General features: G+C 73.0%; 15 protein-coding genes. 6 read left to right on the forward strand and 9 right to left on the reverse strand.

Features of this window, described 5'->3' with window-relative positions; all coding sequences use genetic code 11:
• Nucleotides 1-18: 18 nt before the first annotated feature.
• From OG589_RS04100 to OG589_RS04115, 4 genes are all read left to right on the forward strand, one after another.
• Nucleotides 19-336 (forward strand): YciI family protein, encoded by a 318-nt coding sequence (locus tag OG589_RS04100; RefSeq protein WP_405146292.1) that lies wholly within the window; start codon nucleotides 19-21, stop codon nucleotides 334-336.
• Nucleotides 333-1511, forward strand: coding sequence for an RNA polymerase sigma factor (locus tag OG589_RS04105; protein ID WP_405146294.1), 1179 nt, complete (start codon nucleotides 333-335; stop codon nucleotides 1509-1511). The genes OG589_RS04100 and OG589_RS04105 overlap by 4 nt, the downstream gene beginning before the upstream one ends.
• 92 nt (nucleotides 1512-1603) lie before the next feature.
• A complete protein-coding gene (locus OG589_RS04110) occupies nucleotides 1604-2806 on the forward strand; it encodes an MFS transporter (RefSeq protein ID WP_405146295.1) in 1203 nt (400 codons plus the stop codon).
• Nucleotides 2807-3001: 195 nt separating this feature from the next.
• Nucleotides 3002-3262 (forward strand): hypothetical protein, encoded by a 261-nt coding sequence (locus tag OG589_RS04115; RefSeq protein ID WP_405146296.1) that lies wholly within the window; start codon nucleotides 3002-3004, stop codon nucleotides 3260-3262.
• Between the two features lie 70 nt (nucleotides 3263-3332).
• Here OG589_RS04115 and OG589_RS04120 read toward each other — a convergent pair whose 3' ends face one another.
• Both OG589_RS04120 and OG589_RS04125 read right to left on the reverse strand, forming a co-directional pair.
• The gene (locus OG589_RS04120) at nucleotides 3333-4316 is read right to left on the reverse strand and encodes an ornithine cyclodeaminase family protein (protein WP_405146297.1); all 984 of its coding nucleotides are present in this window, start codon (nucleotides 4314-4316) and stop codon (nucleotides 3333-3335) included.
• Nucleotides 4313-5707: a leucyl aminopeptidase family protein gene (locus OG589_RS04125; protein WP_405146298.1), complete on the reverse strand. Its 1395-nt coding sequence runs from the start codon at nucleotides 5705-5707 to the stop codon at nucleotides 4313-4315. Before OG589_RS04125 ends, OG589_RS04120 begins: the two co-directional genes overlap by 4 nt.
• Nucleotides 5708-5872: 165 nt before the next feature.
• Here OG589_RS04125 and OG589_RS04130 point away from each other — a divergent pair, with 165 nt between their 5' ends.
• Entirely contained in the window at nucleotides 5873-7924 is a 2052-nt protein-coding gene (locus OG589_RS04130; protein WP_405146299.1) for a hydantoinase/oxoprolinase family protein, read from the forward strand.
• Nucleotides 7925-7949: 25 nt separating this feature from the next.
• Nucleotides 7950-9626: a hydantoinase B/oxoprolinase family protein gene (locus OG589_RS04135; RefSeq protein WP_358557325.1), complete on the forward strand. Its 1677-nt coding sequence runs from the start codon at nucleotides 7950-7952 to the stop codon at nucleotides 9624-9626.
• A gap of 80 nt (nucleotides 9627-9706) precedes the next feature.
• Here OG589_RS04135 and OG589_RS04140 read toward each other — a convergent pair whose 3' ends face one another.
• From OG589_RS04140 to OG589_RS04170, 7 genes are read right to left on the reverse strand one after another with little or no spacing between them, the layout of a single operon-like run.
• The gene (locus OG589_RS04140; RefSeq protein ID WP_405146301.1) at nucleotides 9707-11224 is read right to left on the reverse strand and encodes a PucR family transcriptional regulator; all 1518 of its coding nucleotides are present in this window, start codon (nucleotides 11222-11224) and stop codon (nucleotides 9707-9709) included.
• Entirely contained in the window at nucleotides 11221-12408 is a 1188-nt protein-coding gene (locus OG589_RS04145; protein ID WP_405146302.1) for a DUF917 domain-containing protein, read from the reverse strand. Before OG589_RS04145 ends, OG589_RS04140 begins: the two co-directional genes overlap by 4 nt.
• Entirely contained in the window at nucleotides 12405-13748 is a 1344-nt protein-coding gene (locus OG589_RS04150) for a hypothetical protein (RefSeq protein ID WP_405146303.1), read from the reverse strand. Before OG589_RS04150 ends, OG589_RS04145 begins: the two co-directional genes overlap by 4 nt.
• Complete coding sequence (locus OG589_RS04155) at nucleotides 13749-14747, reverse strand: ABC transporter permease (protein WP_405146304.1); 999 nt, start codon at nucleotides 14745-14747, stop codon at nucleotides 13749-13751.
• On the reverse strand, nucleotides 14744-16330 hold the full coding sequence (locus OG589_RS04160; protein ID WP_405146306.1) for a sugar ABC transporter ATP-binding protein: 1587 nt from the start codon (nucleotides 16328-16330) through the stop codon (nucleotides 14744-14746). The genes OG589_RS04155 and OG589_RS04160 overlap by 4 nt, the downstream gene beginning before the upstream one ends.
• Before the next feature lie 28 nt (nucleotides 16331-16358).
• Nucleotides 16359-17411 (reverse strand): sugar ABC transporter substrate-binding protein, encoded by a 1053-nt coding sequence (locus OG589_RS04165; RefSeq protein ID WP_405146308.1) that lies wholly within the window; start codon nucleotides 17409-17411, stop codon nucleotides 16359-16361.
• On the reverse strand, nucleotides 17408-17752 hold the full coding sequence (locus OG589_RS04170) for an antibiotic biosynthesis monooxygenase family protein (protein WP_405146310.1): 345 nt from the start codon (nucleotides 17750-17752) through the stop codon (nucleotides 17408-17410). Before OG589_RS04170 ends, OG589_RS04165 begins: the two co-directional genes overlap by 4 nt.
• Nucleotides 17753-17807 lie beyond the last annotated feature (55 nt).

Raw genomic sequence — 17807 nt, forward strand, 5'->3', positions numbered from 1 at the left:
GCGGTAGAAGGAGGAAGCATGAGGTACCTGATGCTGGTCTGCGTTGATGAGGACGTGGAGCCCAACGCGGACCCCGAGCCCTGGACCGACGAGATGGAGGGTCGCGGTGTGCGGCTAATGGGCAACCGGCTATGCCCTGTCCGTGACTCGACGACGGTACGGGTGAGGGGCGGTGAGGTGCTCGTCGCGGACGGGCCATTCGCGGAGACCAAGGAGCAGATCGGCGGCTTCGACATCCTCGAGTGCGCCGACCTCGACGAGGCGATCGAGGTGGCGTCGAAGCACCCGGCAGCGGCATTCGGGACCCTCGAACTGCGGCCGTTCTGGGAACGGTGAGCGCCCGAGACGCCGTCACCGTCGCCTTCCGCGAGGAGCGGGTCAGGGTGCTGGCGACGCTCATCCACCTCACTCGCGACTGGGAACTGGCTGAGGAGTGCGTCCAGGACGCCTTCGAGGCGGCTCTGCTGCACTGGCCCGACGACGGTGTTCCCCTGCGACCCGGGGCGTGGTTGACCACCACCGCGCGCAACCGCGCCGTCGACCGGCTGCGCCGTGGCAACGTCGAGGAGACGAAGCTGAGGGAGGTGGCCGAGGTGCAGGACGCCGAGGACGACGAGGCGGGCGACGACCGGCTGCGACTGATCTTCACGTGTTGCCATCCCGCGCTCCCGCTCGACGCCCGGGTCGCCCTCACGCTGCGAACGGTCGCCGGCCTCACCACCGAGGAGATCGCCCGGGCGTTCGTGACGCCGACCGCGACGATGGCGCAGCGGCTGTCCCGCGCCAAGCGGAAGATCCGAGAGGCGGGCATCCCGTACCGCGTCCCTCCGCCGGAGCTCCTGCCGGAGCGGCTCATCGGCGTGCTGGGCGTGGTCTACTTGCTCTTCAACGAGGGCTATTCGGGACGGCGAGAGCTGGCCGAAGAGGCGATCCGGCTGGGCCGGCTCCTGGAGCAGCTGATGCCCACCGAGACAGAGGTACGCGGTCTGCTCGGGCTGATGCTGCTCCACCACGCGCGCGCCGACGCGCGTACGGACAGCGCCGGCGACCTGGTCCCGCTGGAGAAGCAGGACCGGGCCCGGTGGCACCGCGAGCTGATCGGCCAAGGCGTCCGCCTCCTCACCGGCACCACCACCCCGTACCAGCTCCAAGCCGCCATCGCGGCGTGCCACGCCACCGCGACCACCGCTGAGGACACCGATTGGCGGCGGATCGCTGTCCTGTACGAGCAGCTGGCCAGTCTCACGCCATCGCCATTCGTCAAGCTCAACTGGGCGGTCGCGGTCGCGATGGCTGACGGGCCGGAAGCCGGGCTGGCACTCGTCGACACTCTCGAATCCTTGGGCAGGCTCGACGGTTACCACCTGCTCCCGGCCACCCGCGCGGACCTGCTGCGCCGGCTACGCCGACGGGCGGAGGCCGCCGCCGCGTACGAGCAGGCGCTCACCCTGGCGCCCACCGAGCCCGAGCGGCGCTACCTACGTCGACGCATCGCCGAGGTCCGCGGCTGATCCGGCGCCTCCTGCTGTCGAGGAGGGCCATGCCGCGTTCGTCGTCCGTGCGGACCCGATTCCCGGGGCAATCCACGACCGGAGGTCACACGATGACGATCCAGGACCAGACCACACCGGCTCGGTCGGCCGCGCGGGGCGGCGGGACCGGCCGATGGCCCGCCACGGCCGTCTTCTTCCTCAACGGGCTCGCGCTGTCGACGTACATCGTGCGACTACCCTCCCTGAAGGGTGAGCACCACCTCGCCGACGGTCAGCTCGGGGTCGTCGGGGTGCTCTTCGCCCTGGCGGCCCTTGCCTCGATGCAGTTCGTCGGGCCGCTGGTGGCCCGGATCGGAAGCCGGCCCGTCCTGCGCGCCTCGCTTGTCATCATGCCGCTGCTGCTGGCCCTCGTCGGCCTGGCCGGCGGCCCGGTCCAGTTCGCCTTGGTCGCAACGGCGCTCGGCGCCGTTCACGGCACCACGGACGCCGCAATGAACGCACACGCCGTCACCGTCGAGCGGCTCAATCGACGTCCCATCCTCAACGGCTGCCACGCCGCCTGGAGCGTCAGCGCGGTCGTCGCCTCCCTCGCGATGGCCGCCCTGGCGCACGCCGGCGTCTCGTCCCCCACGCACCTCGTAGGAGCCGCGACCGTGCTCCTCGCCGGTGGGCTCGTGCTCGGGCCGCTCCTGCGGCCCGCAACGACGGATCGCCGTAACGCTAAGGCTCCAGCACGCCGTCAGCTCGGGTGGCGCGGTGGCTGGACCCGCCCGGTCGTCGCACTCGGCCTGACCGGCATGACTCTGATGGTCTGCGAGGGCGCCGCCCTCAGCTGGAGCGCGATCTTCCTGCACGACAGCAGGGGCGCGTCACTCGGCCTCGCCGTGACGGCGGTCACGGCGTACACGGCCGGTCAGACGGGCGGCCGGCTGGTCGGCGACCGCCTGACCATGCGGTACGGCGCCCCGCCCGTCTTCCGCACCGGCGGGCTCGTCGCGGCCTGCGGCCTCGCGATGGCCGTGCTCGCTCCTCAACCGGCCGCCGCGATCGCCGGGTTCGCCGTGATGGGTCTCGGCGCGTCGGTCCTGCTCCCGCTGACCTTCAGCGCAGTCGGGCAGGCGGATGCCACCGGCCCCGCCGCAGCGGCCATCGTCTCCCGGTTCACGACGTTCACGTACGCGGGCATCCTGCTCGGTCCTGCCGCGATCGGCTGGGCCGCCGAACTGGTGGGACTGGCCTGGGCGCTGTTCGCGCTGATCCCCGTGCTCTTCGCCGTCGCCCTCCTGACCCGGCTGCCCCGCCTGCGGCCCTGACGCTCACGCGCCGAGGCAGCGATCCCCTGCGACGCTCGTCCGCGGATAGGTTTTCGTCCGCCTGTACCGGACCGATCCCCGTGGGCGGTTCGGCGTATTTCGACCGTTCCGAATACCTCCCTCTGCCCGCCACCTGGCCTGGCATCCCGATACGCTGCCGCTGCGGATTGGGTTCGACGAGGAACAGGGAAGACCGTGAGAAGTGATCTCTGCTCGAAATGCGGTTCGCCCCATGTCATGGCCGGGGTGGAGGTGCGCGATCACGCGAGGAACGGTTCGCTGCCGCTGAGCGTCCGCGTCGAGGAGCCCGAGCCGCCGGACCACGGGTTCGTCTGGAAGCAGGGCTCCTCGACGGGCACCGTGCGCGCCTGGATCTGCGCGTCCTGCGGCTACACGGAGCTCTACACCGACAACCTCGCCGCCCTGTACGAGAGTTACCGCAAGGCCCACCCCTGACAGCGGCGCCGCTCGCGATCCAAGGGGGAGTCGCAAGCGGGTCGCTCGACGCCTCCGAAGCCGCCCCGCGTCACGGCGTCAGCACTTTGGTGGCGATCTCCGCCGCGACGACGAGGTCTTCCATGGCGAGGCCGACCGACTTGAAGAGCGTGGGACGCTCTGGGCGGTTCCACGGCTCGGTGACGACGCGGTGCAGGTCGACGTCGAAGACGGAGTCGTCCGCAGCGCCGGACTTCACGGCCATGATCAGGTCTCCGGCCTCGCGGCGGGCCGGGCCGGGCTGCTCGACCACGACGAAGGCCCGCCGCACGGTCTCGCCGTCGACCTCTCGCACCTCGGGGTGGTGGCCGCCGATGGCGTTGACATGTGCCACGTCGGCCAGAAGGCGGCCGTCGAACAGGGGAGTGGCCGAACCGGTGCAGGTGCAGACGATGTCGGCCGTCGCCACGTCAGCGGGGGTGCCGGGAGTCACCGGCAGCCCGTGTTCCACGGCGAGTTCGCCGGCCAGTTTCGCGGCCCGCGCCGGATCGCGGGAGACGACGCGCACCTCGGCCAGTTGCCGGACGCCGAGCATCGCCCGCACGTGCGACCGGGCCTGCGGGCCGGTGCCGAAGACCACCAGGGTCCGCGCGTCGGTGTGGGCCAGATAGCGGGTCGCCAGCGCGCTGACGGCGGCGGTCCGCAGCGCGGTCAGTTCGGACGCGTCCAGGAGCAGCCTCGGGACCAGGGTCGCGGCGTCGAAGAGGACGTAGGTGCCGTTGATCCGGTCCACCGAGAGCGCGGGGTTGCCGGGGGCGACGGTGACGAGCTTGGTGCCCGCCCACTCGGCGTGCTCGCTGGGCATCACCAGCAGCTCGCCGTGGCTCCACGGAACGGCCGTGCGGGGCGGGTCGCCCTCGCCCGCGCGGGCGCGGAACGCCTGCTCCAGCGCCATCACCGCGTGCTCCATCGGCAGGACGCGCCGGATCTGCTCACCCGTGACGTACTGCGGGGGCCGGTCGTCCGCCCCCCGACCGAGATGCCGTGGCCATGACCCCCTCGACGCCGCCGTCATGAGCGGTCCCGTGGAACCGCGGCGGTCGCGAACGACTCCAGCAGCCGGGTGAGGGTGAGCACGCCGAAGCCGGTGGCGCCGTGGCCGGAGGCGGGACCGCGCCATGCCGGCCCGCTGATGTCCAGGTGGGCGAACGGGATCTCCTCCGGGACGAACTCGCCGAGCAGCAGGGCCGCCGTGATGGCACGGCCCGTGTCGGCCTCGGGGAAGTTCCGCACCTCGGCGTAGCCGGACGCGATCTGGTCCCGGTAGCGACGCGCCCAGGGCAGCGCCCACAGCGGCTCGCCGGCGAGCGCGCCCGCCCGGAGCACCTGCCGCGTCAGGCCCCGGTCGCGGCCGAGCACCCCGCCGATCTCGGGTCCGAGCGCCGTCACCACCTGGTAGGTCAGCGTGGCGACGTCCACGATCGCGCCGGGGCGTTCCCGCGCGGCGAGGGCGAGCGCGTCGGCCAGCGTCACCCGGCCCTCGAAGTCGGTGTCCAGCACCTGGATCCGCCGGCCGTCACAGGCGCGCAGCACGTCGCCGGGCCGTACGCCGGCAGGGCCGATCATGTTCTCGGCGAGCGGGAGCAGGCCGCGGACCGCGACAGGGAGCCCCCGCCTGGCCAGCACCGACATCACGGCGAGTACGACCGCGGCGCCCGCCATGTCGCCCCGCATGCCCATCATGGCCGCGGGTGACTTCAGGGACAGGCCGCCGGAGTCGAAGGTGATGCCCTTGCCCACCAGCGTGACCGAACACCGCGCGCCCGGGGGCTCGTGGCGCAGGTCCACCAGCCGAGGCGGGTGCGGAGATCCGGCGCCCATGCCGAGCAGGGCCCCCATCCCGAGTTCCCGCAGGTCATGCTCGTCCAGGACCCGTACGGCCAGGCCTTCCCGGGCGGCGACGTCCCGCGCGAGGCACGCCAGGTCATCCGGGACGAGCTCGCTCGGCGGGCGGTTGGTCAGTTCCCGGGCCAGCAGCACGGCCTCCGCGTCCAGCAGCCCTACGGTGACGTGGTCACCGTCGGGTCCATCCAGCCCGGTGAGCGTCACGCTGAGCGGTCGCGCGGCCGTGAGGGCCAGCCCGGCCACGACCGCGCGGACGGACTCCCCGGCGCCGAGCGCGCCCGCGCCGCGGCCCGCCAGGTCGACCCGCACGGCATCGCCGGGCAGCAGTGCCGCCGCGGCCGCCGCGGCGGCGCGCAGCCGCTCGGCGTCGCACCCGTCCAGCGGCCCGAGACCGGCCAGCAGCACCGGACCCCCGTCCTCGACCGGCGCGGTGGAGCCCGGCTCGGCCGTGAACCCCTCCCACCTGAGCAGGCCCGCCGCGCGCAGGCTCTTCACCTCCTCGGTGAAGACCCCTCGCACCTCCGGCACATCCGCCCGACCCGGTCCGACCGCGACGTCCATCGCCCTACCTCCCCCTGTTACGGCGCGCCCAGTTTCCCGCCGGACATCAAGCCCTCGCAGGGCGCCTCGCACGGTGACCCGGCGATGCGGTGGTCGCCGTGCACATCCCGGGTGGCCGCGCCGGAGCTACGGTCACCGCTACGCCTTGCAGAGAGGAGCTCCTTGATGAGCCGTTTCCGGGTCTCCATGGACATCGGCGGCACATTCACCGACGTCATCGGCTACGACGAAGCCACCGGCCGTTATCAGGTGGGCAAATCGTCCACAACGCCGGAAGACCTGACCGAGGGAGTGCTGACAGCGCTGGAGTCCCTGGTGGACTCCCCAGGCGACATCTCGTTCACGGTGCACGGCACCACGCAGGGGCTCAACGCCTTCCTTGAGCGGCGCGGCGTGAAGGTGCTGCTGCTGTCCACCAAGGGCGCGGGGGACACCTACCACATCGCGCGCGGCCCGCGCACCCGGCTGTACGACCTGCACTTCCGCAAGCCGGCGCCACTGGTCCCGCTGCGCGACATCGTCGAGGTCGGCGGCCGGTTCGACGCCGGCGGCACGGAGCTCGAACCTCTGGACGAGCAGGCCGTGCGGCAGGCGGCCCAGCGCTACCGCGACGGCGGGTTCGGCGCGATCGCGGTCGCCTATCTCTTCAGCTACCTGGATCCGGCGCACGAGCTGCGCACCCGCGAGATCCTGAGCGAGGAGCTCGGCGAGGACCTCACGATCTCGCTGTCGCACGAGGCCGCGAAGGAGTGGCGGGAGTACGAGCGCACCTCCTCGGCGGTCGTCGAGGCGTACACCGGCCCGGTGGTGCGACGTTACCTGGAGCGCCTGGAGACGAACCTGACGGAGCGGGGGCTCGCCGTACCGCTGCACGTCATGCAGTCCTCCGGGGGCATCCTCACCGCCGAGTCGGCCCGCCGCCGCCCGTTGCAGACGTTGCTGTCCGGCCCGGTCGGCGGCACCATGGGCGGGGTCGAGCTGGCCCGCGCGATCGGCCGGCCGAACCTCATCTGCGTGGACATGGGCGGCACGTCCTTCGACGTGTCGCTGGTCATCGACGGGCAGCCGGACATCTCACCGGAGGCCAAGATCGAAGGCCTCCCGATGCTGATGAGCGTGGTGAACATCCACACCATCGGAGCCGGCGGCGGCTCCGTCGCCTGGCTGGAGGCCGGCGGCCTGCGGGTGGGCCCCCGCTCGGCGGGCGCGACCCCCGGCCCCGCCTGCTACGGCCGCGGCGGCACCGAGCCGACCGTGACGGACGCCAACCTCGTCCTGGGCCGCATCGACCCGGAGTGGTTCGCCGGCGGCTCGCTCACGCTGGACACCGGCGCGGCCCGTACCGCTCTGGAAGGCCTGGCGCAGGGCCTCGGCCTGGACACCGTGGCCATGGCCGAAGGCGTCTGCGACGTCGCCAACGCCAAGATGGCCCAGGCGATCAGGACCATCACCGTCTCGCGGGGCATCGAACCGCGCGACTTCACCCTGGTCGCCTTCGGCGGCGCCGGTCCGATGCACGCGGTCTTCCTCGCCAGGGAGCTCGGCATCGGCGAGGTCGTGGTGCCGCGCTTCCCGGGCGCGTTCTCCGCGTGGGGCATGCTGCAGACCGACATCCGCAAGGACGCCTCGGACACCTACTTCCACCTCGACGCCGACCTGGACACCGCCGACATGGCGGCCAGGCTCGCGGCGATGGCCGAGGCCGCCCTGAGCTCGCTGGCCGACGAGGGGGTGCCCGAGCCGAACCGCCGGGTGGAGTACGCGGTCGACATCCGTTACGCCGCTCAGGAGTACACCCTGACCGTGCCGCTCCTCGACGCTAGCGAGCCGGCCAGGGACGACTTCGTGGAGATCATCGCCAAGCGGTTCGGGCAGCAGCACGAGTCCCGTTACGGCCACGCGAACCTGGGCGCGCCGATCGAGTTCGTCACGCTGCGCACCACCGCGTTCGGCGACCTCGGCCGGGGCGCCGCCGAGCAGGTGGAGGCGGCCACGGAGACGGCGTTCCCGCACCGGCTCCGCGAGGTCGTGTTCGACGGCCAGAGCCGCTCGACCCCGCTCATCCGCCGTGAGGACCTGGCGGCCGGGCACGCGTTCGAGGGCCCGGCGATCATCGTGGAGGGCACGGCCACCACCGTGGTGCCCCCCGGCTTCTCGGTGTCGGTGGACCCCATCGGCTCCCTGGTGATCCGGACCAGCACGGACGGCACGCTGTGAGAAACGCTGTGAGACAGGAGGAATCGTGACCGACAACAGGACCGTCGATCCGGTCGTGGTAGAGATCATCCGCAACGCGCTCGCCGCCGCCGCCGACGACATGAACGCCACCCTCATCCGATCGGCCTACACCCCGATCATCTATGAGTGCGGCGACTGCGTCGTCGCGCTGCTGGACGACCGGCACCAGGTGCTTGGCCAGTCCGCCGGCCTGCCGATCTTCCTGGGCAACCTGGAGACCTGTACCAAGGCGACCGAGGAGCAGTTCGGCCGCGAGGTGTGGCAGCCGGGCGACGTGTGGATCCTCAACGACAGCTATCTCGGCGGCACCCACCTCAACGACGTCACCATCTTCGGGCCGGTCTTCGTCGATGAGGAGCTGGTCGGCTTCACCGCCACCCGGGCGCACTGGATCGACGTGGGCTCCAAGGACCCGGGCGGGTCGATGGACTCGGTGAACATCTACCAGGAGGGCCTGCGGCTCGGCGCGCAGAAGCTGGTCGAGGGAGGCCGCGACGTCCCCGGGGTGATGAGCACGATCGCCACGAACGTGCGCTTCCCCTACCAGACCAGCGGCGACATGCACGCGATGATCGCCACCATCAAGATGGGCCAGGCACGCCTGGAGGAGATCGTCCGGCGCTTCGGCCTCGAAACGCTGCGCGCCGCCCGCGACGAGATCTTCGCCCAGACCGAGGCGCTGGAGCGCGAGGTCATCGCGGCGATCCCGGACGGGGTCTACACCGCGGAGGGCTGCCTCGACAACGACGGCATCGACCTCGGGACCACCATCCCGATCAAGCTCAGGATCACGGTCAGCGGTTCGGACATCGACTTCGACGTCACCGAGTCGGCCGACCAGACCACGGGGCCGATCAACTGCGGCACGTCCCAGACGGTGTCCGCCTGCCGGGTCGGGTACAAGCTGCTCGTCAGCCCGGACGTGCCCGGCAACGGCGGGTCGTTCCGTCCGATGACGGTCCAGGTGCGGGAGGGATCGGTCTTCGGCGCGGTGGCCCCGGCCGCCTGCCAGTGGTACTTCTCCCACCTGGGGCTGCTCATCGACATGGTGGCCAAGGCACTCGCTCCGGCGATGCCGGGCAAGGTGGCGGGCGCCAGCCACGGCGACTCGATGATCGTGCTGCTGGCCGGCACCGACCCGCGGACCAGGCGCGACTACGTCAGCCTGGAGGCCACCCTCGGTGGCTGGGGCGCCTGGGACGGCTCGGACGGCGAGACCGCCCTGATCAACAACGTGAACGGCTCGCTCAAGGACATCCCGGTGGAGGTGTTCGAGACCCGCTACCCGTTCCGCATCAGCCGGTACGAGATCCGGCCGGACTCCGGCGGCTCCGGCCGCTTCCGCGGGGGCAACGGCGTGCTCCGGGAGTACACGGTGCTGCACGACTGCACGGTCTCACTGTGGTTCGAGCGGTCGTCGACCCCGGCGTGGGGCCTGTTCGGCGGGCACGACGCGGTCCCGCCGGAGATCGTCATCAACCCCGGCCGTCCCGACGAACGGCGCATCCTCAAGTGCAACGGCCTGCGCCTGGCCGCCGGTGACGTGATCCGCTGCATGACCGGTGGCGGCGGCGGCTTCGGCGACCCGGCCGAGCGCGACGCCGAGGCCGTACGGACCGACGTGCTCGACGGCCACGTCTCCGCCGCGCGGGCGGCCGAGCTCTACGCGGTCTCCGTCTGAGCCCGGCATCCGATCCCGGTACGGCGGCGCGGGGCCTGACCCGCGCCGCCGTACCGGTCTCAACGGCATGTCCGGATGGCTCAGCTCAGCTCGGGCAGCAGCGCGTAGCAGGCGAGGTGGAGCGCGAGCCGCTGATCGGGGCGATCGGGATCGATGCCGCGCGCCCTGATGCGCTCGACCCGGCCGAGCACCGTGTTGCGGTGCACGCCGAGCCGGGCGGCGGCCTGGCTGGTGGAGTTCGCGCAGTCGAGCAGCGCGGCCAGCGTGGTCACCAGCACCGGCCCGTCCGGCGCCGAGAGCAGGTCGGCGAGCACCATCCGGGCGGATCCGACCAGCTCCGGCTGTGACAGCGAGGCGAGCAGCACCCGGAAGCCCAGCTCGTCGAACGAGCGCACCGTCCCGTGGCCGTCCCGCACCGTCACCCCGGCCGCGAGCATCGCCTGCGACAGCGACTCCCGCAGCCCTTCGGCCCTCTCGGCGACGCGGCCCACGCCCGCGCTCAGCGGGATCGGCGAGCGCATCCGGGCGAGGTGCCGCCGCAGCGCCGACGCCACCTGCTCCACCTCGATCTCCTCGCCGGTCCACCAGCTGGCCCAGCCGGCGTCCCACGGCACCAGAGGCAGGTCGTCGATGACCTCCTGCCAGGCCGAGATCACGCCGGGACCGGTGGCGGCGGTGTCCAGCGGGGTGCTCGACCGCAGGAAGACCGCGACGTGCCGCCCGCCGACGCGCCATCCGAGCGCCTCCCCCGGGACGGTCCGTTCCCGGTCACGGGTGCCCGGCTCCTCCTGCGCCGTCGGTGCGGGATCACGCCCGGCCGAGGCGAAGAGGGCGCGGAGAGCCGCCCGGCCTCGCTCGGCGTCGTGCACCGCGTCGACCCGCTCTCTGGCGACCGAGGCGGCCAGCGGCCCCCGGGCCAGGCGCAGGATGAGGAGCACGGTTTCGGCCCAGGTGGGCGAGGAAGGGCCGGCCGTGGCGGCGACCAGCTCGGCCCAGCGACGCCCGTCCGGGCCCGGCACGTCCACCTGGACGCGGTGCTCGGCCCGGTCGGCGGACGCCTGGCCGGCGAGCACGTGACCGTCCGGAGCCACCAGCGCGGCCGTCACGCCGGGAACCTCCGAGTTGATCACCCCGACGATGCCCCGGGCGTTGCTCCGCTCGGCGAACAGCTCCGCGCAGCGCGCCGCGAGGCGGGCGCGGGCGGCCTCGGGGCTGGCGATGGCCGCGGCCAGGTCCAGGGCGCAGGCGGCGGTGTCCCCGGTCACGACGAACACCGGCAGCCGCATCCGCCGGGCGAGCTGGGCGGTGGCCTGGTCCAGCCCGACGACGGCGGGGCTGACCAGGCAGGCGGCACTGCGCTCCCAGGCCAGGCGCAGCGCCGACTCGACCGCCCACGCCCCCTGCGCCAGCCCGCAGGAGAGGACCACGGCGGTACCGGGGCCGCAGTGGCGGACCTGGTCGAGATCGGAGATGAGCGCCACCCGTGACACCGGCCGGGCGAGGTTCTCCCCGACCAGCATCTCGGCGTGGCCGAGCGGCCCGTACCTGACCAGCTCGTCCACGGTCAGTTGCTCGGCGGGGCGTCCGGCGCGCTTCATCGGCCCTCCTGGCGTGGGTGGCGCAGGGGGAAGCCGAAGGCTCCCGGCCCGCCGAGGCCGAGCCCGTGGACGGTGTGCCATACGGGCGCGGCCGGCACGCACAGCACGTCCACCTGGTCGCCGACGGTGAGCCGTTCCGGCCCGGTCATCCGCAGCGTGCCCCGGTCGAGCAGGCAGAGCAGGTCGGGAACGGCCGCGGTGAGCGCGCCGTCGGCGAGGGCGAGCACCAGCTCGTTGTGCGCCTCCAGCCGGATCAGGCGGCCGCTGTCGTGGTCGTGGACCACCATGCTCATCGGGTTGCCCGGATAGACGGTTCCGGCCTGCCGCACCGAGGGGCCGAGCTCCACCACCCGGCCGCCGCCCAGGACCGTCGCGCCGGTCGCCGTCGCGAGGTCACGGAGCAGGCGCTCGTGCGGCGCGGTGCCGCTCGCCGGCCACGCGCCGTCGCCGGGGCGCCCGTACCGGGGCAGTGCGGAGCCGCCGCCACCGGCGGACTCCCGCGCCGTCCTGCCGTCGGAGGTGTGCTCGCGCAGCAGCCGGCCGACCTCCAGCGCGCGGCTCACCGAGCCGTGGATGGCGGCCTCGTGCAACCGTCCCACCTGGGTGGGGTACATCCCGCACAGCAGCCACCCGCCGGCGGCCTGGGCGATCGACCTGGCGATCCGCTCGGCGCGGGCCGAGCCGGTGTCCAGCAGCAGCGAGTCGTTGCCGGCGCTGACGACCGCGAGCGGGCTGAGCGAGAGGCCCGCCAGCTCGTAGGTGGTCTGGTGGATCAGCGGGAACACCCGGCCCATGCCGTCGCAGTCGATCAGCGGCAGGCCGAGCACCGCGGCGGCGGCCACCGGGTGCAGCGCGTTCACGCTGGCCGCGTTGAGCGGCATGATCGCGCCCAGCGGGGCGCCGAACCGCCCGGCCAGGCTGCGTGCCAGGGCCACGGGTTCCTCCCCGGAGGGCGGCAGCTCGGCCATGGCGACGGTCGAGCCCATCGCGCCGACCGCCGCGCACGGCGTGCCCGGGTCGAGCTCGCCGGCCGTGACCAGCTCCACGGGCCCCGTCTGCGCGAGGATGTCCTCCAGCCAGAAGCCCGCGAACTCGATGCCCTCGCCCGCGGCGCTGGTCGAGAAGAACTCCGCCCCCGCCAGCAGGGCCGGGACGTCCGCCACGGTGATGGAGCGGCCGGTCACGCGTCGTCCTCCGCCCGGCCGCCCGCGCGTACCACCAGCCGGTAGGAGCCGCTGCGCAGGAACGACAGCGACAGGGCGCGGGAGCTGACCACGCGCTCGCTGCCGAGCCGCGCGCCGCTCTCGGCCACCAGGGTGAGCGCCCGCTGCTCCGCGGCGGCCTGCTTGCGGGCCAGCACCTCGGAGGTCTCGGCGTACAGCACGGTGTCGAGCCAGGCGCTCGGCTCCGTGCCCGCCGCGCCGATGGCGGCCAGCTCGGCCGACGGCTCCACCAGCACCGACGCCGACGGCAGCCGGGCCGCGGCGGCCCGCGCCCGGTCGGTGGCGTCCCCGTCGCGGGGGTCCCCGTCCGGGCCCGCATCGGCGACGGCGATGACCGCGGTGTGCTGGTCGTGCTCGGCCAGCAGGGCGAAGGCCGACGCCGTGGCCGTGTACGAGCCGCGGATCGGGGTCAGCGACGCCTGGGGAACGGCCATCCGCACCCCACCCGGACCGGGCCGGTCGGTCGCCACGTCCGGGAGGCCGTCGCGGACGTGGCCCACGGCGAGCCCGTCGGGCCCGGCCAGCCCCACGACCGCGTCGTCCACTCCGGCCAGCCGCGCGGCGCCGGTCAGGGCGGCGGCGCCGGTGGCCGACAGCCCCAGCACCGGCAGCAGCCGCAGCCGCTCGGCGGAGATCCTGCCGCCGTCCCCGGCCACGAACCAGGCCGACGTAGAGCCCCCGAGCCGGCCCGAGATCACGACGCAGCGCTCGACCACCTGCTCGGCGCGGCTCAGCAGCGCGGCGTTGATCACCGTCGCGGCCTCGCGCTCCAGCAGGCCAAGGCCTCCGACCTGGTGTGAGAGCGAGACCCTGAGCTGGGGAAAGGCCTCGCGGACCAGCTCGGCCGCGGCGAGCTCGTGGTCGGGGCATCCGAGAGCCCCCGTGGCCGTCAGCGCCAGCGCGCTCATCCCCTCCGCCTGCGCCGCCGCCGCGGTGCGGAGCACCTCGTAGATGTCCAGCGTGGCGAGCTCGACCCCGAACAGGTCGTGCCCTCCGACCACCGCGGCCCGGCGCCCGGCCAGTGCCAGGAGCAGGGGAGAGGGATGGCCGCTGCCGACCGGCGGGCGCGGCATGACCCGCAGGGACGCCACCGGCGAGCCGGCGGTGGCCGGGTCGAGCTCGGCGGAGACGTCCCAGGTCACCGACCGGACCGGCGTGCCCTCCGCGAGGCCCCGGAGCATGCGCGAGAGCGTGCGGTCGTCGCCGGAGTCGCACGCGGCATGGCGGATGTCACCGGCGCCGACAAGAGCGGCCCGAGCTTGGCCGGCGCCCAGCCGGACCCCGATGCGCGCGCCAGCCACCTAACTCCTTCGGCCTCGCAGCAGCCGGTCGAAGCTGACCGCTCCGAGGATCAGCGCACCCTGCACGACCTGCTGATATATGGTATCCCAGCCCAGCAGGTTGAATCCGTTGCCGATCAAGGTGATGAGGAGCACGCCGATCAGCCCGCGCCAGATCGCGCCCTCGCCGCCGAGCACGCTGGTGCCGCCCACCACCGCCGCCGCGATCGCGGTGAGCTCCATGCCCGTGGCCATTCCCGCCTGCGCCGACCCGCCGCGGGAGGCCAGGATGAGTCCCGCCAGCGCCGCGCACACGCCACTGATCGCGAAGACCGCCACCCGCACCGCGCCGACCCGGATGCCGGACAGGCGCGCGGCCTCCTCGTTGCCGCCGACGGCGTAGATGCGCCGGCCGAAGGTGGTGCGCGCGAGCACCACCCAGCAGACCGCCGCGACCAGCAGGAACAGCAGCGAGGCCGCGGTGATCCCGCCGAGCACGGTCGGCCAGCCGAGCGCCTGGAAGGACGCGAGCCTGCTCTCCTGCGGGTACACGATGGCGCCGGCCGTCAGGATCACGGCCAGCCCCCGGTACATGATGCTGAGGGCGAGCGTGGCGATGAACGAGTGGACCTTGACGGTGATCACGACCAGGCCGTTGATCGCGCCGAGCACGCCGCCGGTCAGCACCCCGGCGGCCATGCCCGCCGGCACCCCGGCGTGCGTGGTGACCACCACGGCGACGATCGCCGAGACGGCGAGCACGGCGGTGATCGACAGGTCGAAGGCGCCCGAGATGATGACGAGGGTGGCGGCGCAGGCCAGCAGCCCGATCACCGCCGCCTGGTCGAGCAGGTTGACCAGGTTGCCGGTGGTCATGAAGGTCTGGGTGGTCAGCGACAGCGCGACCACGATCACCACCACGGTCAGCACGATGCCGAAGTCGTGCAGCCTGGCGAACCTGCTGGCCGTGGCCCGTGCGGCCGCCTCGGGCGGGGCCTCCGTGTCAGCCATGGTGGTCATTCGTGCTCCTCCGTGCTGTTACGGCTGGATTCTGGGTAGTTCGTCGGGTCAGCTGAGCGGGTCGGCCCGGGGGCGGCTCCGGTGGGGAGGTCGTCGGCGAAGGCCATCGAGAGCACCTGCTCGCGGGTCGCCTCGCCCCGGGCGAACTCGGCGACGAGCCGGCCGTGCCGCATCACCAGCACCCGGTGTGACAGCCCCATGACCTCCTCGACCTCCGAGGACACCATGAGGACCGCCATGCCCCCGGCGGCGAGGTCGACGAGGAGCCGGTGGATCTGGCTCTTGGCAGCCACGTCCACGCCGCGGGTCGGCTCGTCCACCAGCAGCACCGCGGGCTTCTCCAGCAGCCACTTGCCGAAGAGCACCTTCTGCTGGTTGCCGCCCGACAGCGTCCAGACGGGCCCGCCGAGGTCCGAGCCCCGCACGTCCAGGTCGCGGAGCATGGACCCGGCCGCCGGCCTCTCGGACCCGCCCCTGACGAAACCGGCGAGCTGCCTGGAGCTCAGGCTGGCCAGCGCGATGTTCTCGCGGACCGAGCGGTCCAGCACCAGCCCCTGCTCCTTGCGGGACTCCGGGACCATCGCCAGGCCGGCGCGCATGGCCCGCGACGGCGAGCCGGGAGGCACCGCGTCGCCGTCCACCTCGACGGCGCCGCCGTCGCGCGGGTCGGCGCCGAAGATCGCGCGCAGCGTCTCCGACCTGCCGCTGCCGACCAGCCCCGCCACCCCCACGATCTCCCCGGCCCTTATCTCCATCGACACGCCGCGCACCGCCGTGCCGCGTCGCAGGTCGCGGACGCTGAGCACCACCGGGGCGGCGTCCTTCACCGGGGCCGGCTCGGGGTAGAACAGTTCGAGCGGCCGGCCGACCATGTGCCGCACCAGGCTGCCGGGCGTCTGCGCGGCGGCCGGTCCGGTGACCACATGGCGGCCGTCGCGCAGCACTGTGACGTCGTCGCAGACCGACAGCACCTCCTCCAGGAAGTGCGAGATCAGCACCACGGCGGTGCCGTCGGCCGCGAGCTGCCTGATGACGGCCATCAGCCGGTCGGTCTCGGTCTGGGTGAGCAGCGCCGTGGGCTCGTCCATGCCGATCACCGAGGCTCCGGACGCCAGCGCCCGGAGGATCTCCACCTGTTGCTGCGCGGCGAGCGGCAGGTCACGCACCAGGGCCGAGGGGTTGAGATCGAACCCGGTGCGCTCAATCAGCCGGGCCAGCGTCCTGCCGTCCTCGCGGCCGGTCCGCCAGCCGAGCCGGTTGCGCCACCGGCCGAGGTGGACGTTGTCCAGAACGGTCATGGCCGGCACCAGGGCGAGCTCCTGGGAGATCAGCGCGAACCCGTGCCGCAGCGCGTCCCGGGGGGAGCCGACCGAGATCGGCTCGCCGTCCAGCAAGATGCGCCCGGTGTCCGGAGCCACCGCTCCGCACACCGCCTTGAGCAACGTCGACTTGCCGGCGCCGTTCTCGCCGAGCAGCCCGTGCACCCGTCCCCCGTACAGGGTGAACGACACATCGCGCAGCACGGGCACGCCGCCGTAAGCCTTGCCGAACCCTTCCAGGTCGATCCTGACCGGCTGGGACATCGGGTGACCCCTTTCCGTGCCGCTCCGGCTATTCGTCGTACTCGCCCTGGACTCCGGCGAGCACGTCCTTGGTGCCCTTGCCCTCACCGGGGGCCAGGTCGGTCGAGCTGTTGGTCGTCGGCACTTCCTGGCCGCGCGCCTTGGCGAGACCGAGCTCGGCGGCCTTGGCGCCGGCGGACTTCTCCGGCAGGTAGTAGATCGCGAACCAGCGGCCGTCCTGCACGGCCCGCACCGCCTGGCGGGAGCCGCCGTTGCCGATCAGCAGCACGTCCTTGCCCTTGAGCACGGCCTCGGCGCCCGCGACGGCCTGGGAGGAGCCGATGACGACGTCGACGCCCGGGTGCGACTGGAGCACGTCCTGCGTCGCCTTGCGTCCGCTCTCCTTGGTGTAGCCGCCCTCGACCCGGGCGACCAGCTTCACGCCGGCGCCGGCCTCGAGGGCCTTGACGGCGGCGTCGGTGCGCGCGTTGTCCAGCGGGAGCGACTTGAAGCCCTCCAGGTACGCGACCTCGCACGGGTCGAGCTTCTTGCTCTCGCAGGCGGCCACGCCGAGCTCGCCCAGCTTGCGGCCGTTGTCCACCGGAACGTCCAGAAGCGTGATCACGCCGGGCACCTGCGACTCGGCGGTGTCATAGCGGGTGCCCACCGGGGTGAACTCGGCCACCACGGTGATCCCGGCCGCCACCGCCTGCTTGACCGCGGGCACCACGGCCGCGCCGTCGTTGGCCTGCACGACGAACACGTCGAAGCGCTTGGACGTCACCGCGTCCTGGATCTGCTGCACCTGGGCCTGGGCGTCGAAGTTGGGGTCGAAGAACTCGGCCTCCGCGTCGTTGGCCTTGGCGTACTCCTCGATGCCCGCCCAGGTGGCCGCGGCGAACGAGTTGGCACGCGCGAACCCGAAGAAGGCGATGCGCTTGTGCCCGGCGTTCGAAGCGGCCGATGATTCCGCGGAAGCCGTGCCCGTCGCCGTGGTGTCCGATTCCGGCGCGACGCAGGCGGTGCTCAGCGCGAGCACCCCGGCCACGACACCGAGGGCGAGTCCCTTTTTCTTGATGTGCATGTGCATCCCGCTTCTCATTGAGCCGCTTCCTCGTCACCGGTCTCGTCGCCGGCCGCCGCCACGATCGTGTAGAGCCCGCCGCCCTGGTCGGCGCGGGGGCCGCCGTCGAGCAGGTCGCCCAGCTCTCCGGTGATCCGCTGGCGCCAGGGGTCGCCGAGCCACTGCTGGTAGTCGGACTCGCCGGTCCACGTAGCGGTGACCAGGTACGGCCCGCCCGGCTCGGCGGGGCGATGCAACGCGGCCCCGTGACAGCCCGGCAGGGACAGTGCCCGGTCCAGCACACCGTGGCGGGCGTAGAACTCCTCCAGGTCGCCCTCCTTGCCGGGGAGCGGTCTGAGGTAGAGAACACTGCGGATCATGTGTTCCTCCGAACGGATTGGACGGTGGCCGCCCGTCGATGCCCGACGACGTGGC

The sequence above is a fragment of the Sphaerisporangium sp. NBC_01403 genome (genome assembly GCF_045040145.1).
GTDB classification, from domain to species: Bacteria; Actinomycetota; Actinomycetes; order Streptosporangiales; family Streptosporangiaceae; genus Sphaerisporangium; species Sphaerisporangium viridialbum.

Excerpts from the sequence above, each read along its gene's own strand:
- OG589_RS04100 (WP_405146292.1), top strand. The coding sequence starts at position 19 with ATGAGGTACCTGATGCTGGTCTGCGTTGATGAGGACGTGGAGCCCAAC.
- OG589_RS04110 (WP_405146295.1), top strand. The coding sequence starts at position 1,604 with ATGACGATCCAGGACCAGACCACACCGGCTCGGTCGGCCGCGCGGGGC.
- OG589_RS04120 (WP_405146297.1), bottom strand. The coding sequence starts at position 4,316 with ATGACGGCGGCGTCGAGGGGGTCATGGCCACGGCATCTCGGTCGGGGG.
- OG589_RS04125 (WP_405146298.1), bottom strand. The coding sequence starts at position 5,707 with ATGGACGTCGCGGTCGGACCGGGTCGGGCGGATGTGCCGGAGGTGCGA.
- OG589_RS04130 (WP_405146299.1), top strand. The coding sequence starts at position 5,873 with ATGAGCCGTTTCCGGGTCTCCATGGACATCGGCGGCACATTCACCGAC.
- OG589_RS04140 (WP_405146301.1), bottom strand. The coding sequence starts at position 11,224 with ATGAAGCGCGCCGGACGCCCCGCCGAGCAACTGACCGTGGACGAGCTG.
- OG589_RS04155 (WP_405146304.1), bottom strand. The coding sequence starts at position 14,747 with ATGACCACCATGGCTGACACGGAGGCCCCGCCCGAGGCGGCCGCACGG.
- OG589_RS04160 (WP_405146306.1), bottom strand. The coding sequence starts at position 16,330 with ATGTCCCAGCCGGTCAGGATCGACCTGGAAGGGTTCGGCAAGGCTTAC.
- OG589_RS04165 (WP_405146308.1), bottom strand. The coding sequence starts at position 17,411 with ATGAGAAGCGGGATGCACATGCACATCAAGAAAAAGGGACTCGCCCTC.
- OG589_RS04170 (WP_405146310.1), bottom strand. The coding sequence starts at position 17,752 with ATGATCCGCAGTGTTCTCTACCTCAGACCGCTCCCCGGCAAGGAGGGC.